The organism is Curtobacterium pusillum, assembly GCF_007673235.1.
Classification (GTDB): domain Bacteria; phylum Actinomycetota; class Actinomycetes; order Actinomycetales; family Microbacteriaceae; genus Curtobacterium; species Curtobacterium pusillum_C.
Genome location: NZ_VDZH01000002.1, coordinates 126,017 through 141,043 on the forward strand (window position 1 = coordinate 126,017; position 15,027 = coordinate 141,043).

At 71.2% G+C, this 15,027-nt stretch carries 15 protein-coding genes; 8 read left to right on the forward strand and 7 right to left on the reverse strand.

The features are described from left to right. The first annotated feature begins 219 nt into the window (after nucleotides 1-219). Nucleotides 220-1,929 carry a glucose-6-phosphate isomerase gene (gene pgi, locus FS532_RS05275; RefSeq protein WP_144751100.1) on the forward strand — a complete coding sequence of 570 codons (1,710 nt, stop codon included), beginning with the start codon at nucleotides 220-222 and terminating at the stop codon, nucleotides 1,927-1,929. A gap of 202 nt (nucleotides 1,930-2,131) precedes the next feature. Here pgi and FS532_RS05280 read toward each other — a convergent pair whose 3' ends face one another. Beyond that, the gene (locus FS532_RS05280; RefSeq protein ID WP_144751102.1) at nucleotides 2,132-3,052 is read right to left on the reverse strand and encodes a LysM peptidoglycan-binding domain-containing protein; all 921 of its coding nucleotides are present in this window, start codon (nucleotides 3,050-3,052) and stop codon (nucleotides 2,132-2,134) included. Nucleotides 3,053-3,134: 82 nt separating this feature from the next. Next, complete coding sequence (locus FS532_RS05285) at nucleotides 3,135-3,713, reverse strand: DUF937 domain-containing protein (RefSeq protein ID WP_144751104.1); 579 nt, start codon at nucleotides 3,711-3,713, stop codon at nucleotides 3,135-3,137. A 149-nt stretch (nucleotides 3,714-3,862) separates the two neighbouring features. On the opposite strand from FS532_RS05285, the gene FS532_RS05290 reads away from it, so the two are divergent. Together FS532_RS05290 and FS532_RS05295 are read left to right on the forward strand one after the other, a co-directional pair. Beyond that, on the forward strand, nucleotides 3,863-4,408 hold the full coding sequence (locus tag FS532_RS05290; RefSeq protein ID WP_144751105.1) for a hypothetical protein: 546 nt from the start codon (nucleotides 3,863-3,865) through the stop codon (nucleotides 4,406-4,408). A gap of 129 nt (nucleotides 4,409-4,537) precedes the next feature. After that, on the forward strand, nucleotides 4,538-5,995 hold the full coding sequence (locus tag FS532_RS05295) for a sugar porter family MFS transporter (RefSeq protein WP_144751107.1): 1,458 nt from the start codon (nucleotides 4,538-4,540) through the stop codon (nucleotides 5,993-5,995). A gap of 72 nt (nucleotides 5,996-6,067) precedes the next feature. Here the strand turns inward: FS532_RS05295 and FS532_RS05300 are convergent, their stop codons facing one another. The 3 genes from FS532_RS05300 to FS532_RS05310 are packed head-to-tail and all read right to left on the reverse strand — an operon-like array spanning nucleotide 6,068 to nucleotide 7,965. After that, nucleotides 6,068-7,042, reverse strand: a complete 975-nt coding sequence (locus FS532_RS05300) for a zinc-binding dehydrogenase (RefSeq protein ID WP_144752528.1) — start codon at nucleotides 7,040-7,042, stop codon at nucleotides 6,068-6,070. A gap of 23 nt (nucleotides 7,043-7,065) precedes the next feature. After that, a complete protein-coding gene (locus FS532_RS05305) occupies nucleotides 7,066-7,488 on the reverse strand; it encodes an organic hydroperoxide resistance protein (protein WP_144712794.1) in 423 nt (140 codons plus the stop codon). Between the two features lie 21 nt (nucleotides 7,489-7,509). Then, the gene (locus FS532_RS05310; RefSeq protein WP_186321924.1) at nucleotides 7,510-7,965 is read right to left on the reverse strand and encodes a MarR family winged helix-turn-helix transcriptional regulator; all 456 of its coding nucleotides are present in this window, start codon (nucleotides 7,963-7,965) and stop codon (nucleotides 7,510-7,512) included. Between the two features lie 142 nt (nucleotides 7,966-8,107). On the opposite strand from FS532_RS05310, the gene mvk reads away from it, so the two are divergent. Genes mvk through FS532_RS05335 form a run of 5 tightly spaced genes read left to right on the forward strand, consistent with a single transcriptional unit; the run spans nucleotide 8,108 to nucleotide 13,416 of the window. Continuing rightward, nucleotides 8,108-9,097, forward strand: coding sequence for a mevalonate kinase (gene mvk, locus FS532_RS05315; protein WP_144751109.1), 990 nt, complete (start codon nucleotides 8,108-8,110; stop codon nucleotides 9,095-9,097). Further along, complete coding sequence (gene mvaD, locus FS532_RS05320; RefSeq protein ID WP_260852574.1) at nucleotides 9,097-10,122, forward strand: diphosphomevalonate decarboxylase; 1,026 nt, start codon at nucleotides 9,097-9,099, stop codon at nucleotides 10,120-10,122. Before mvk ends, mvaD begins: the two co-directional genes overlap by 1 nt. Further along, nucleotides 10,119-11,198: a phosphomevalonate kinase gene (locus FS532_RS05325; protein WP_144751113.1), complete on the forward strand. Its 1,080-nt coding sequence runs from the start codon at nucleotides 10,119-10,121 to the stop codon at nucleotides 11,196-11,198. The genes mvaD and FS532_RS05325 overlap by 4 nt, the downstream gene beginning before the upstream one ends. Beyond that, entirely contained in the window at nucleotides 11,195-12,259 is a 1,065-nt protein-coding gene (locus FS532_RS05330) for a hydroxymethylglutaryl-CoA reductase (RefSeq protein WP_144751115.1), read from the forward strand. The genes FS532_RS05325 and FS532_RS05330 overlap by 4 nt, the downstream gene beginning before the upstream one ends. Continuing rightward, nucleotides 12,256-13,416, forward strand: coding sequence for a hydroxymethylglutaryl-CoA synthase (locus tag FS532_RS05335; RefSeq protein WP_144751117.1), 1,161 nt, complete (start codon nucleotides 12,256-12,258; stop codon nucleotides 13,414-13,416). Before FS532_RS05330 ends, FS532_RS05335 begins: the two co-directional genes overlap by 4 nt. A gap of 185 nt (nucleotides 13,417-13,601) precedes the next feature. Here the strand turns inward: FS532_RS05335 and FS532_RS05340 are convergent, their stop codons facing one another. Further along, on the reverse strand, nucleotides 13,602-14,588 hold the full coding sequence (locus tag FS532_RS05340; protein WP_144751119.1) for an SRPBCC family protein: 987 nt from the start codon (nucleotides 14,586-14,588) through the stop codon (nucleotides 13,602-13,604). Next, nucleotides 14,588-14,995, reverse strand: coding sequence for an ArsR/SmtB family transcription factor (locus FS532_RS05345; RefSeq protein WP_144751121.1), 408 nt, complete (start codon nucleotides 14,993-14,995; stop codon nucleotides 14,588-14,590). The genes FS532_RS05340 and FS532_RS05345 overlap by 1 nt, the downstream gene beginning before the upstream one ends. Between the last annotated feature and the right edge of the window lie 32 nt (nucleotides 14,996-15,027).

Consider the following 15,027-nt stretch of genomic DNA (forward strand, 5'->3'; position numbering starts at 1 on the left):
ATCGCGCAAGGTGAGCAGGAAGAACCTGCCTCCCACGCGCGATTCGGCCTCCTACGCGCGGAACGACCCACCGCCCGCCCAGCGCGCGGCCCGCCCGCCCCGCAGCGCCCCGGTGCGCACCACCGGCCGGACGGCGCTACGCTCGAAGGCGGTCCGCGACGCAGCGCTGCGGTGACCCGCGGGCTTGTACGTCTTGAAGGTGATCCCAGGAGGACCCAAGTGACCGAATCCGCTCCCGTCGACCCCACATCGACCGACGGCTGGAAGAAGCTGGCGCACGTCGCCGCCGACTTCACCCCGGACCTGCGCGGCTGGTTCGACACCGACCCCGGTCGTGCCGAGCGCTACACGTTCCAGGCCGCCGACCTGACCGTGGACCTGTCGAAGGGCCTCGTCACCGACGAGATCCTCCAGGACCTGCTGCAGGTCGCGAAGGACACCGGCGTCGCCGAGCGCTTCCAGGCGATGCTCGCCGGTGAGCACATCAACGCCACCGAGGACCGCGCCGTCCTGCACACCGCGCTCCGCCGTCCGAAGGGTGCCTCGCCGGCGCTCGTCGTCGACGGCCAGGACGTCGACGCCGACGTGCACGCCACGCTCGACAAGGTCTACGCCTTCGCGGAGCAGGTGCGCAGCGGCGCCTGGACCGGTGTCACCGGCAAGCGCATCGAGACCGTGGTGAACATCGGCATCGGTGGGTCGGACCTCGGTCCGGTCATGGTCTACGAGGCCCTCAAGCCGTACGTGCAGGCCGGGCTCGAGGCGCGCTTCGTCTCGAACATCGACCCCGCGGACATCTACGAGAAGACGGCGGACCTCGACCCCGAGACCACCCTCTTCATCGTCGCGTCGAAGACCTTCGGCACGCTCGAGACCCTGACGAACGCCCGCCTCGCGCGTCAGTGGCTCTGGGAGAAGCTCGGGCTGAGCGACGCCTCCGACGACGAGAAGTCGAACGCGGTCGCGAAGCACTTCGTGGCCGTCTCGACCGCGCTCGACAAGGTCGCCGCGTTCGGCATCGACCCGGAGAACGCCTTCGGCTTCTGGGACTGGGTGGGTGGCCGCTACTCGGTCGACTCCGCGATCGGCACGAGCGTCGTGATCGCCATCGGCAAGGAGAACTGGGAGCAGTTCCTCGCCGGGTTCCACGCCATCGACGAGCACGTCCGCACGACGCCGCTCGAGCAGAACGTCCCCGTCCTGATGGGCCTGCTCAACGTCTGGTACTCGAACTTCCTCGGTGCGCAGAGCCACGCGGTCCTGCCGTACACGCAGTACCTGCACCGCTTCGCCGCGTACCTGCAGCAGCTCACCATGGAGTCGAACGGCAAGCGCGTCCGCTGGGACGGCTCGCCCGTCACCACCGAGACCGGCGAGGTCTTCTGGGGCGAGCCGGGCACGAACGGGCAGCACGCGTTCTACCAGCTCATCCACCAGGGCACGCGCCTGATCCCGACCGACTTCATCACGGTCGCGAAGCCGGCCCGTCCGCTGAAGGACGAGACGGGCGACGGCAAGGCCGTGCAGCCCGGGCAGGACGTCCACGCGCTGTTCCTGGCGAACTTCTTCGCGCAGACGAAGGCACTCGCGTTCGGCAAGACCGCCGACGAGGTCCGCGCCGAGGGCACCACGGACGAGGCGATCGTCTCCGCCCGGACCTTCACCGGCAACAAGCCGTCGACATCGATCCTCGCGCCGGAGCTCACCCCGAGCGTCCTCGGTCAGCTCATCGCGCTGTACGAGCACATCGTGTTCACCGAGGGCACCATCTGGGGCATCGACTCGTTCGACCAGTGGGGCGTCGAGCTCGGCAAGCAGCTGGCGCTGCAGATCGCTCCGGCGGTCGACGGCGACCAGGCTGCGCTGGACGCGCAGGACTCCTCGACGAAGGCGCTCATCGCCAAGTACCTGGAGCTGCGCGGCGAGTAACGCACGCACCTGACGGACGGGAGGCGCGTGGCGGATCCGCCACGGGCCTCCCGTCCGTCTGTGGGTCGCGCTGCGGCCGGGGGCCGGCGCGTGCCCGAGTCTCGGGGTGAGCGACGGTTTTCGCGTTCCGCAGCGCGAGAACTGTCGCTGAGCGCGAATCTCGGCAGGGCGGCGCCGCGCACGGGCCGCGCCGCCCGCCGCGTCAGCGGCCGAGCGGGTCGAGGTTGAGGGACGTGCCCTCGTAGAGGTGCTGGTCCTCGCCGAAGACCTGCACGCCCTCGTTGAGCCACACGAGCGCCCGCACCGTGATGCCGAAGCGTGCGGCGACGTCGCCGATCAGGTCGTTCGGCGCCACCGTGTACGACTTCGGAGCTCCGCCGGCGGTCGTCGCGGTGACGGATCCGGTGGCGTTCGCCCGGGCGCCGGCGTCCTTCGGGTGCACGTTCGTCTGCCGTGCCGGCACGGACCAGCGCACCGAGGTGACCGCGAGCACCTTGTCGGCGGCGATCTCGACGGGGACGTCCTGCCCCGGCGTCGCTGCCGAGTACGTCACGAGGGTGCCGAGGTGCGACGGGTCGACGCCCGATCCGCTGAGCGGCACGTTCGCAGCGATCGCCGTGCTGGTCGGACCGCCGAGCGTGTGGTCCCCGACGCCCCGGTAGGTCAGGCCGTCCCCGACCTTCCGGGACAGGTCGAACAGGCCGACGCCGACCGGGACCGGCAGCGTCGAGGTCACACCGGAGTACTGCGCCGTGAAGGTGTCGTCACCGTTCGCGACCATCCGGAAGTGGAAGTGGATGCTGCCCTTGGGCGAGGCGACGTCTCCCTGCGCCAGGACGGTCCCGGCCGGGATCGGCGTGAGCGTCGGCGCGGGTGCGGCGGCCTCGGTCGGGGCGGGGGTCGGCGTACGGGGGCTGGCGGACGCCTCGAGCAGGTCGGCGGCCGATTCGCCGTCGGGTGTCGCGGTGTCGCTCGGCGTCGGCGTCGCGGTGGTCGCCGGCGGGCTGGACGGAGCGGGCAACGCTCCGTCCGACCCGCGCAGCAACGAGCAACCGGACAACGCGACGGTGGCCGTCAAGACCGTGGCCAGCACGACGGCACCGACCGTCACGATCCGCTTCATGATTCCCCCTCGGCTCGACGCTAGCCGAGCACCGGGCAGTGGAGGAGGGATCGTGATCGAGATGTGTCTTCGGGTACAGCGCCTACTTCTTGCCGCCGCCGAGCAACCCGCCGAGACCGCCGAGGATCCCGCCGATGTCGAGTCCGCCTCCACCCGCCTGGGAGCCGCCGGACTGCCCGCCGGCCTGGCCACCCGATCCGCCGAGGAGCCCGCCGAGCAGGCCCCCGAGGTCGAACCCGCCGCCGCCCGACTGGGTCGCCGCGGCTTTCTGGTTGCCGAGCTTGCTGAGGACGAACGGCGCCACGAGGGGGAGCACCTTGCCGATGATCCCGCCGAGGTCGACCCCGCCACCGCCGCCACCGGACCCGGCCAGGGCGGCGGCCACGTCCTGCTGCTTGCCGCCGAAGACGTTCGCGACGATCTTGTTGCCGTCCTCCTCGTCGACGTCGTCGATCGTGGTGGGGTCGGCGAGGGCGGCGTGCTTGTCGAGCGCCTTGTCGAGCGAGGCCGCGCCCCCGTTCTCGACGTTCTTCTGCAGTCCGCCGACGAGCGCTGGGACCGCCTTCTGCACCGCGGCGGTCGCGGCCGCCTCGTCCACGCCGAGCTTCTTCGCCAGGTCGCCGATCGGGATCTGGGAGAGGAGGTCTTCGATACCGGCCATGTCGCACACCTTCCAGTCGTCGGCAGGTCGTGCGGACCGCACGTGGTGCCGCTGCTGGGGCGAGGCTATCCGGGTGCCGCGCCGACCGTTCCGGCGCTCGACCCGTCCCCCACACGCCCGTGTCGGTCGGACGGGCTACCGTCGAGGGCATGGAGCGTTCGGAGATCCTCGCAGCGGCCGCCGCCGCACACGCCGCCCGCATCGCCGAAGCCGGTGGGGACGACGCCGCCGCCCGGGAGCGGGCCGAGGCGGTCCGCAAGCGTGCGGACGGCCTGACCGACCGGATCGAGCGGAGCGAGGCAGCAGACGCTGATCGGGATGCCCGGCGTCGCCGTGCGGGCGAGGCAGACCGTGCGGCCTCACGCACCGAGGGTGCGCTGTCGGACTGGCACCGGATGGGCACGCGTCGCGGGGTCACGCCGGACGACCAGGTCCGCTCGGCGTGGTCGATCGCGGGAGTTCCGGAACCGGGTGAGGCCCGGGCGCTGGCGAACGTCCTGCTGTCCACCGCCGGACACGCCGGTCGGGTCGCCGACGCCGCGAAGCGGAACCCACGACTCTCGGGTGCCGCGAGTGCCGCAGCCCGCCGGACGGTCCGCCGCTACACGGACCACGGAGCGGACATCCCTTCGCTGGGGGACGTCCTCGACCAGCCCGCCCAGGACCCCGAGGAGCCGACCGAAGCGGGGGACTGACCGCTGACCAGGGGTTGTGTGGACCGATCCAATGGTCCGGATGTCTTCATGACCGATTGACAGGACATGGAAACGGGTTACGATCCTTCCAAGCGATGCAGCCTGATCACTGACGAAGGAGTCACCCGCATGGTCGACATCAAACCGACAGCCCCGAGCGTCCCGCTCCCGCCGGTCGGGCAGGGGCCACACGTCCGCCGCCTCGGCGTCCTCGCCCTCGTCGCCACCTTCGGTGGTCTGCTCTTCGGCTACGACACCGGCGTGATCAACGGCGCGCTCCTGCCGATGAAGCAGGAGCTCGGCCTGACGAACTTCACCGAGGGCGTCGTCACCAGCTCGCTCCTCTTCGGTGCCGCGATCGGCGCCATGCTCGGCGGTCGGATCGCCGACGGCTGGGGTCGCCGCAAGACGATCATCCTGCTCGCGGTCACGTTCTTCGTCGGCACGCTGATCTGCGTCTTCGCCCCGGTGTTCGGCGTGATGGTGGTCGGCCGTGTCCTGCTCGGTCTCGCGGTCGGCGGTGCGTCGACGGTCGTCCCGGTGTTCCTGGCCGAACTCGCCCCGTACGAGATCCGCGGGTCGCTCTCCGGCCGCAACGAGCTCATGATCGTTATCGGGCAGCTCGCCGCCTTCGTCGTGAACGCGATCATCGGCAACCTCTGGGGGGAGGGCAACGGTGTCTGGCGCGTCATGCTCGCAGTCTGTGCGCTCCCCGCGATCGCACTGTTCATCGGCATGCTCCGCGTCCCCGAGTCGCCCCGTTGGCTCGCGTCGAAGGGTCGCAACGACGAGGCGCTCGAGGTCCTCGGGCAGATCCGGTCGAAGGAACGTGCCGAGGCCGAGCTCGAGGACATCAAGCGTTCGAACGAGTTCGAGGCGAACGTCCAGAAGCAGAGCGGCTGGCGCACCCTGCTCGGCAACAAGTGGCTCATCAGGATCGTGCTCATCGGCGCCGGCATCGGCGTCGCCCAGCAGCTCACCGGCATCAACTCGATCATGTACTACGGCCAGACCGTGCTCATCGAGTCGGGCTTCCAGCAGTCGGCGGCACTCATCGCGAACATCGCCCCGGGCATCATCGCGGTGATCGGTGGCGTGATCGCCATCTACAACATGGAGAAGATCAACCGACGCACGACGCTCATCCTGGGCTACTCGCTGACGACGGTGTGCCACTTCCTCATCGGCATCGCATCGATGACTCTCGTCGAGGGCAACCCGGCCCGACCGTGGGTCATCCTGTTCCTGGTCGTCGCGTTCGTGGGCTCGATGCAGACGTTCCTCAACATCGCGACCTGGGTGATCCTGTCCGAGATCTTCCCGACGCAGATCCGTGCGCTCGGCATGGGCATCGCGGTGTTCTGCCTCTGGATCGCGAACGCGTTCCTCGGGCTGTACTTCCCGACCATCGTCGCGGCGACGGGCATCACGGGGACGTTCTTCGGCTTCGCGATCGTCGGCGTCCTCGCCCTGCTCTTCATCTGGAAGTTCGTACCGGAGAGCCGCGGCCGCACCCTGGAAGAGGTCGAGGAGGGCGTCACCACCGGCAACATCTTCACGGTCCCCGCGAAGAAGGCGCGGCGGTAGAACGCACCCGACAACGGACTGGAGGCACGGTGCCAGCTGGCACCGTGCCTCCCGTCCGTCCTGCAGTCGCGTCTACGGGCGCAGGAGCACCTTGCCGACGCGGCCGGCGGTGTCCGAGGCGCGCACCGCGTCGCGGACGTCCTCGAAGGCGAAGGTCTCGGCGACGGGGAGCGTCAGCGAACCGTCGAGCACGCGCGTGATGAGCTCGCCGAAGAGCTGCCCCTTCGTCTCGGCCGGCATCGTCTTGCTGACGACGCTGCCCCAGAAGCCCTTCACCGTGAGCTGGCCGAAGATGACCTTGCCCGACGGGATCTCGAGCGTGGGCGAGGCCATGGCGCCGAACACGACGAGCGTCGCGTTCTCGCCCAGGACGCTCGCGATGTCACCGGCCGCCTTGCCGCCCACGGACTCGACGCCGGCGACGATCGGAGCGCCTCCGGTGATCGCGGCGACCTGGTCCTGCCAGTCGTCGGCGTCCGTGGCGACGATGCGCTCGATGCCCTGCTCGCGGAGCTCCTCGACGCCGGCAGCGCGGCGGACGAGCCCGATGACGTTGATGCCACGCGCGGCTCCGAGCTGGGCGACCATGCGCCCGACCGCACCGTTCGCGGCGTTCTGGATGAGCCAGTCGCCCTCGTGCAGGTCGAGCGAGTGCAGCAGGCTGATGGCGCTGAACGGCATCGACACGAGCTGCGCCGCGGCCTCGTCGGGCATGGCGTCGGGCACCGGGACGAGCCCGGCGGCGTTCGCGGTGTAGAACTCGGCCCAGACGCCGAACGCCCCGCCGGCGACGCGCTGGCCGACCGTCAGGTTCGTGACACCCTCGCCGAGGGCCTCGACGACGCCGAGCGCCTCGGTGCCGGAGGCTGCGGGGAGCTCCGGCTTGAAGCCGTAGGTGCCCCGGACGGTCCAGAGGTCGTGGTTATGGATCGGGGAGAGGACCGTACGGACGAGGACCTCGCCGGCGCCGGGCGTCGGGACCGGGCGCTCCTGGACGCCGAGGACCTCGGCGGGCTCGGCGAAGGTCTCGTGGACGACGGCGCGCATCGTGGTGGGGGTGGTGCTCATGCTCAGTCCTCCGAGACGGTGATGGTGACGTCGATGTTGCCGCGGGTCGCGTTCGAGTACGGGCAGACCTGGTGTGCGGCGTCCGCGAGGCCCTGTGCGACCTCGTGCGAGAGCCCGGGCAGGACGACCTCGAGCAGGACGGCCAGCTGGTAGCCGCCCTCGCCGTTCGGGCCGATCTGCACGCGGCCGCCGACGGACGAGTCCTCGATCTTCACCTTCTGGCTGCGGGCGACGCCCTGCAGTGCGGAGTGGAAGCACGCGGCGTACCCGGCGGCGAACAGCTGCTCGGGGTTCGTGCCGGCGCCGGAGCCACCCATCTCCTTCGGGATCGCGAGGTCGAGCGCGAACGAGCCGTCGCTGGTGGCGACGCGGCCGTCGCGGCCGGCGCCGGTGGAGAGGGCCTCGGCGGTGTAGAGGGCTTCCATGGTGTTCCTTCCTTCGTGGGGTCAGCGGTCCGCGGCGGCGCGGTTCGGCGCCGCGGCGGCGTGCATGGTCTCGGTCAGCCGTTGCAGCGTCGCGATGAGCTCCATCGCGGCGTGCTCGTCGGGCAGGCCCATGCCGGCCGCGATCGTCGACGGGATGTGTGCCAGTTCGCCACGGACTGAGCGGCCGCGGTCGCCGAGCGTGATCGTGACGACGCGCTCGTCGGTGCTGCGGCGTTCGCGGCGCACGAGGTCGCCCTGCTCCATGCGGCGCAGGAGTGGCGAGAGCGTGCCGGAGTCGAGCTGCAGGTGGTCGCCGAGGGTCGACACGGTCTGGTCGCCCTCGATCCACAGCGTCACGAGGACGAGGTACTGCGGGTACGTGATGCCCCACGGTTGCAGCAGGGTCCGGTACGCCTGCGTGGTGGCTCGGCTCGCAGCGTAGAGGGAGAAGCACACCATCTCGTCGGTCACGGGCATGCCGTAAGCATCGCACGCAACTCAGTTGTGCACAACCTTCCCGCACAACCTTCCCGCACGACCGTGGAGCCGGCTCACGGCCGGGGTACGGACACCGTCGAGCGCGCGCATGGTCCGGACGGTTAGGCTGACGTGACCCACGATGACCAGCAACGACCTCGACAACTCAGCGACCACGGGAGCCGGCACCACTCGCCGCACCGGTAGGGCGTCGTCCCACGGCAAGACGATCCTGATCGGGGAGCACGCCGTGGTCTACGGCGCACCCGCGCTCGTGCTGCCGGTCATCGATGCCGTGGTGGTCGCGACGGTGACGCCGATCGACGACACCGAGGGACACCACCTCGAGTCCGCGGTCCACACCGGCCCCCTCGACCTCGCTCCCGCCGCCGTCATGCCGACCGTCACCGCGGTCACCGCGACGCTCCAGCACTTCGGGGTCACGGACCGCCGCTTCCACGTCCGGGTCGACAGCGACGTGCCCACCGCCCGCGGGATGGGGTCGAGCGCCGCCGTCGCAGCTGCCGTGACCGCAGCGGTCGCCGACGCACTGGGCGAGACGCTCGACGTCGAGGCGCACCACGAGCTCATCCAGGCGTGCGAGCGCGTCGCCCACGGCCGTCCGTCCGGCCTCGACGCACGCGGTGTCGTCGCGGACGCACCCGTCTGGTTCGAGGCCGGCCGCATCGAACCGGTCGAGCTCGGCGCACCCTTCACGTTCGTCGTCGCCGACACCGGGGTCCCCGGCCACACCCGCGAAGCCGTCGCCGCCGTCCGGGAACGACACGACGCGGACCCGGCGGCCGTCGACGGCGTCGTCGACCGCATCGGCGCGCTGGCCCGACGTGCCCGGGGGACGCTCGTGGACGGCGACGCACAGGGACTCGGTGCCACGATGGACGCCGCGCACGACCTCCTCACCGCCCTCGACGTGTCGAGCGACGACCTGGACCGACTCGTCGGCGCCGCACGTGCTGCGGACGCCCTGGGCGCGAAGCTCACCGGTGGCGGGCGCGGCGGATGCGTCCTCGCCCTCGCCACGGACGGCGACCACGCGGACCGCATCGCGGCCGCTTTCCGCGGCGCAGGTGCCGCAGCCACCTGGACCACCACGATCGGAGCCCGCGCTTGATGACCGCCACCGCCGTCGCGCACCCCAACATCGCCCTCGTCAAGTACTGGGGCAAGGCGGACGCGTCCCTCGCGCTGCCGGCCACCGGCAGCGTGTCGATGGGACTCGACGTGTTCCCGACGACGACGACCGTCACGGTGGACGGCGGGTCGGGTGACGGCCTGGAGGCGCGTGATGCGTTCACCCTGAACGGTCGCGTCGTCGAGGACGCTGCGCTGGTGCGGGTCCGGGAGTTCCTCGACCTCGTGCGAGACCTCGCCGGCAGCGACGCCCGCGCGAGCGTCGTGTCCGAGAACACGGTGCCGACCGGTGCCGGCCTGGCCTCGAGCGCTTCGGGCTTCGCGGCGCTCGCCACGGCGGCCTCCGCGGCGTTCGGCCTCGACCTGTCCCCGCGCGATCTCTCCCGCCTGGCCCGCCGTGGCTCGGGTTCGGCTACGCGGTCGATCCCCGGCGGGGTGGCGGTCTGGCACGCCGGCGACGACCAGGGTTCCTACGCCGAGCCGATCCCCGCACCGCCGATGGCGATGGTCGTCGTGACGATCGACGCCGGCCCGAAGCCCATCGGGTCGCGCGAGGCCATGCGGCGGACCATCGCGACGTCGCCGTTCTACCCGGCCTGGGTGACCTCGACCACCGAGACCGTCGGCGACATGCTCGACGCGTGCGCCGCCGGGGACTTCACCCGCATCGGCGAGATCACCGAGAGCAACGCTCTCCGCATGCACGCCACGATCGAGGGCGCGTTCCCCCCGATCCGCTACCTGAACGCCCGCAGCGTCGCCGTGTTCGACGCGGTCGCCGAGCTCCGTACCGCAGGGGTCGAGGCCTACGCCACCGCCGACGCCGGGCCGAACGTCGTGGTGCTCACCAAGCCCGAGGACCGTGGTGCCGTCGCGTCGGCGCTGGCCGGGTTCGGCGACGTCATCGAGTCCGGCACCGGACCAGGCGCGCGCCTCGTCCGCTCCGAAGGAACGGGGACGCCCGAGCCGGGTGTCGTCCCCGACCAGGAGGAGAGCGCCGAGTGATCGAGTTCCGCGCCCACGGCAAGCTGTTCGTCGCGGGGGAGTACGCCGTCGTCGAGCCGGGGCAGCCGTCCGTGCTCATCGCCCTCGATCGCGCCATCACCGCCCGGGTGACCGAGGGCCACGGCTCGGGCAGCGTGCACTCCGAGGAGTACGGGCACCTCCCCGTGACGTGGACGCGAGCGGACGACGGCATCGCGCTCGACACCGAGCACCACCCGTACGACTACGTGATGGCGACCATCGACCTGGTCGAGAAGCTCCGGCAGGAACGGGGCATCGCCCCGCGTTTCCACGACCTGCGCATCCACAGCCAGCTCGACGACGCCAGCGGCCGGAAGTTCGGGCTCGGGTCGTCGGCGGCCGTGACCGTGGCGACCGTCGGCGCGCTCGACCGCTTCTACGGACTCGGTCTGTCCCAGCGACAGCGGTTCCAGGTCGCCCTCCTGGCCACCATCCGGGTGAACCCGCGAGCGTCCGGTGGCGACCTCGCAGCGAGCACGTTCGGCGGCTGGCTGCGGTACAGCGCGCCCGACCGTGAGCACCTCGCCGGCATGCTCGACGGTCGGACGGTGTCCGAGATCCTGACCGACGCGGACGCGTGGGAGGGCTTCGACGTCCAGCGGCTGCCCGCGCCCGAGAACCTCGAGCTGCTCGTCGGCTGGACCGGTTCGCCGGCGTCCACCACGAAGCTCGTCGGCGTCGTCCGTCGACACCGCAACGGCGGGTACCAGGCGTTCCTCGACGAGAGCCGCACCTGTGTCGACGACCTGACCACGGGCCTCCAGACCGGCGACGCGTCGATGACGTTGGACGCCCTGCGTCGCGCGCGCGTGCTGCTGCAGCGCCTCGGCACGTCCGTCGGGTCGCAGATCGAGACCGAGCGCCTCGCCACCCTGTGCGACGTCGTCGAGGCGGCCGGCGGGGCGGCGAAGCCGTCCGGTGCCGGCGGCGGCGACTGCGGCATCGCGCTCGTCCCGGCCGACACCGACCTCGCCGGCATCCACCGCGCCTGGGAGGCGCACGACATCAGACACCTCAGCGTCGCGGTGCAAGCGCCCGAAGGGAGCGTCGAATGACCGACCTGCTGACCCCGATCCCCACGAAGTGGGTGGGGCCGATCCGCATCAGCGGCAACGCGGTGGAGGGCGAGCACGAGGTGCCGCTCGCCACGTACGAGTCGCCCCTCTGGCCGTCCGTCGGCCGTGGCGCCCGCATCTCGCGCATGGTCGAGGGCGGCATCGTCTCGACCGTCGTCGACGAGCGCATGACCCGTTCCGTGGTGGTCCGCGCGGACAGCGCCGCAGCCGCGCACCTCGCGACCGGGCGCATCCTCGCCCGTCAGGACGAGCTCGAGCAGATCGTCGCCGGGCAGAGCCGCTTCGCCAAGCTCATCGAGGTGCACCCGGAGATCGTCGGGGACCTGCTGTTCCTGCGCTTCGCGTTCACCACGGGCGACGCCTCCGGGCACAACATGGTCACGCAGGCGGCGGACAAGCTCCTGCCGGCGATCCTCGCGTGGGAGCCGGGCCTGCGCTACGTGTCCGTCTCGGGGAACTTCTGCACCGACAAGAAGGCCACCGCCGTGAACGGCATCCGTGGCCGCGGTCGGAGCACGATCGCCGAGATCGTGATCCCGGGCGAGATCGTGTCGAAGCGGCTCCGCAGCACGCCCGAGCGCATCGCCGAGCTGAACGTCGCGAAGAACCTCGTCGGCTCGACCATCGCCGGTGCCATCCGCTCCGCGAACGCGCACTACGCGAACATGCTCCTCGGCTTCTACCTGGCCACCGGGCAGGACGCCGCGAACATCGTCGAGGGCTCGCAGGGGATCACGTCCGCCGACGTCCGCGGCGACGACCTGTACTTCTCGACCTCGCTGCCGCACCTCATCGTCGGCACGGTCGGCAACGGCAAGGGCGGCGATCTGCCCGTCGTCGAGGACGCCCTCGTGCGCCTCGGCTGCCGGGAAGACCGCGAACCCGGAGCCAACGCCCGCCGTCTCGCCGCCCTGTGCGCCGCGACGGTCCTCTGCGGAGAGCTCTCGCTGCTCGCCGCGCAGACCAACCCGGGCGAGCTGATGGCCGCCCACGTCGCCATGGAGCGTCGCGGCTCGAAGCCCGCCGGAGGCGCAGCATGACCCGCATCGGCATCCACGACCTCGCCGTCGCGACCGGGCACCACGTCCTCGAGCTCGACGACCTGGCGGAGCGCCTCGGCGTCGACCCGGCGAAGTACCACGTCGGCATCGGGCAGGACGCCTTCAGCGTGCCAGCACCCGACGAGGACATCGTCACGATGGGTGCCGCCGCGGCGAAGGAGCTCGTCGACCGGCACGGCGTCGACGGCATCCGCACGGTGCTGTTCGCGACCGAGTCCGGCGTCGACCAGTCGAAGGCCGCCGGGGTGTTCGTGCACGGTCTGCTCGGCCTGCCGCAGAACGTCCGCGTGGTCGAGCTGAAGCAGGCCTGCTACGGCGGGACCGCTGCCGTGCAGCTCGCCCTCGGCATCGTCGCTCGTGCACCGCAGGAACGTGTGCTCGTGATCGCCGCCGACGTCGCCCGCTACGACGTCGACACCGCCGCCGAGCCCACCCAGGGCGCCGGCGCCGCCGCGATCCTGATCGCCGCCGACCCCGACCTGATCGAGATCGAGCCCGCCGCGGGTGTCTTCACCGCGGACGTCGACGACTTCTGGCGCCCGAACGACCGGTCCACCGCGTTGGTCGACGGCCGCCTGTCGGTCAGTGCCTACGTCGACGCGTTCGTCGGCGCGTGGGACGACCTCGCGGCCCAGGGCGGCCCGGCGTACGAGGACATCGTGCGCTTCGTGCACCACCAGCCGTTCACGAAGATGGCGCTCAAGGCGCACCGGAAGCTCACGCAGCACGTGGGCGTCCCGTTCGACGAGACCGAACTCGCGCTCGGCTTCACGTACAACAAGCAGACCGGCAACACGTACACGGCGTCGCTCTGGATCGGTCTCGCGGCGCTGCTCGACCTCGACGACGACCTCGCGGGGGAGCGGATCGGCCTCTTCAGCTACGGCTCGGGCAGCGTCGGCGAGCTCATCACGGGCATCGTCCAGCCGGCGTACCGGGAGCACCGTCGGCAGGGGCGCGTCCGCGACCTCCTCGCGGCCCGGGTACCGCTGACGGTGGACGCGTACCGGGAGCTGCACGCCGCGGGTGCCGCGACGAGCGAGGACGTCGAGCGTCCGCACGTCACGGCTGCGCCGTACCGGTTCGCCGGCGTGCGTGGCGGCGCACGCCGCTACGAGGCGACCGCCTCGGCCTGACGCGACCCCCTCGCACCCCCTCGCGAAAGCGACAGATCCCCGCGGAACATCCGCGGGGATCTGTCGCTTCCGCGGGCCGGACGTGGCCACTGCGCGCGATCTGTCGCTTTCGCGGTTCCACCCGAACCGGAGACGGACTGGAGGCGCGGTGCGGGCCCGCCACGCGCCTCCAGTCCGTCTCGTGCTCACGCCGCGGCGGTCAGCACCTCGCGTTCCAGACGCGCGTAGCTGGCCTCCATGCCGTCGGTCATGCCGGTGGCCAGGATCATGTCCCGCTGCGCCTGGTCCGGGTACGTGATGAGCAGCGTCATGAGCGTGACGCCGTCCGCTTCGTCGAACTGCAGGTCGTTGACGTTCGCGGGGAACGGCGCGCCGGTCATCCGCTCCGTGCTGACCATCCGCCGTTCGGGCTCGATGACGAGGTTCTCGCCTTCGAAGCCGAACGCCTCGCCCTCGGTGTCGCCGACCGGGGCCCAGGCGTTCCGGAACGAGCCGCCGACGACCAGGTCGTTCTCGCACACCGTCATCTCCCACCCGTCCGGGCCGAGCAGCCACCGCCGCATGAGCTCCGGCTCGGTGTGTGCGCGCCAGAGCAGGTGCCGCGGCGCTGCGAACGCGCGGGTGATCGCGACGTGCGTGTCGTCGACGACGTCGGTGACCGTGCCCTTGCCGAGGGCGTACTCGCGCAGGTCGGCCAACACGGTGTCGAGCTGACCGAACGCCTGCTCGTAGCCCTCGAGCATGCCCATCCGGATCATGGCGTCGAGGTCGGCCGAGGACGCGAACGAGGTCAGCACCGTGACCCGGGAGCCCTCCCCGACGCGCTCGAACGACAGGACGGTCTCGCTCGCCGGCAGTGACTCGTCGACCGTGCCGTCCGCGTCGGCGAACAAGTCGCGGAAGGTGATCCGCTCGGGTTCCTCGACCGCGGTGACCTGCCAGAGGGCGTGGAACCGCTCGCCCTGCGGTGAGGTCATCCGGTAGTCGGCGCGGCCGCCGGGGCGGAGGTCGAACGACGTGAACGTGGCGGGGAACCCGGGCGGACCCCAGAACCGCTCGAGCTGGCGCGGATCGGCGAACGCACCCCAGAGGCGTTCGACGGGGACGGGGAACTCGGCCACGAGGGTCATCGTGAGTTCCTCGGGATCGGTGTGGACGGACGTGGTCGGCATCAGTGGCTCCCTTGTTCTCGGTCGTGGTCGCTGCGCGGCGCGTGGTCTGCGTCTTGGTCGCTCCGCGGCGCGCGGTGGGCTCCCAGCAGTGCGTCGAGGCGGTCGATCCGCCCGCGCCAGAGGTCGGCGTAGGCGTCGAGCAGCCCGCGGACCCGGTCGATCTGTCCCGGTTCGGCGCGCACGATGCGGGTGCGTCCCCGGGGTTCCTTGGTCACGAGTCCTGCTCCTTCGAGGACGGCGACGTGTTTCTGGACGGCGGCGAACGACATCGCGTAGGCGTCCGCCAGCTCGCTCACGGACGCCTCGCCGACGAGGGTGCGACGGACGATGTCGCGCCTCGTCGCATCGGCCAGCGCGTGGAACACCCGGTCGACCTCGGCATCGCTCAGTTCGATTCGTACAACCATTTGGTTGCACGTTACGCCCGTCGGAACCGCTC

Excerpts from the sequence above, each read along its gene's own strand:
- FS532_RS05335 (WP_144751117.1), top strand. The coding sequence starts at position 12,256 with ATGACCCGCATCGGCATCCACGACCTCGCCGTCGCGACCGGGCACCAC.
- FS532_RS05345 (WP_144751121.1), bottom strand. The coding sequence starts at position 14,995 with ATGGTTGTACGAATCGAACTGAGCGATGCCGAGGTCGACCGGGTGTTC.
- mvk (WP_144751109.1), top strand. The coding sequence starts at position 8,108 with ATGACCAGCAACGACCTCGACAACTCAGCGACCACGGGAGCCGGCACC.
- FS532_RS05285 (WP_144751104.1), bottom strand. The coding sequence starts at position 3,713 with ATGGCCGGTATCGAAGACCTCCTCTCCCAGATCCCGATCGGCGACCTG.
- FS532_RS05330 (WP_144751115.1), top strand. The coding sequence starts at position 11,195 with ATGACCGACCTGCTGACCCCGATCCCCACGAAGTGGGTGGGGCCGATC.
- FS532_RS05290 (WP_144751105.1), top strand. The coding sequence starts at position 3,863 with ATGGAGCGTTCGGAGATCCTCGCAGCGGCCGCCGCCGCACACGCCGCC.
- mvaD (WP_260852574.1), top strand. The coding sequence starts at position 9,097 with ATGACCGCCACCGCCGTCGCGCACCCCAACATCGCCCTCGTCAAGTAC.
- FS532_RS05340 (WP_144751119.1), bottom strand. The coding sequence starts at position 14,588 with ATGCCGACCACGTCCGTCCACACCGATCCCGAGGAACTCACGATGACC.
- FS532_RS05305 (WP_144712794.1), bottom strand. The coding sequence starts at position 7,488 with ATGGAAGCCCTCTACACCGCCGAGGCCCTCTCCACCGGCGCCGGCCGC.
- FS532_RS05280 (WP_144751102.1), bottom strand. The coding sequence starts at position 3,052 with ATGAAGCGGATCGTGACGGTCGGTGCCGTCGTGCTGGCCACGGTCTTG.
- FS532_RS05300 (WP_144752528.1), bottom strand. The coding sequence starts at position 7,042 with ATGCGCGCCGTCGTCCACGAGACCTTCGCCGAGCCCGCCGAGGTCCTC.
- FS532_RS05295 (WP_144751107.1), top strand. The coding sequence starts at position 4,538 with ATGGTCGACATCAAACCGACAGCCCCGAGCGTCCCGCTCCCGCCGGTC.
- FS532_RS05310 (WP_186321924.1), bottom strand. The coding sequence starts at position 7,965 with ATGCCCGTGACCGACGAGATGGTGTGCTTCTCCCTCTACGCTGCGAGC.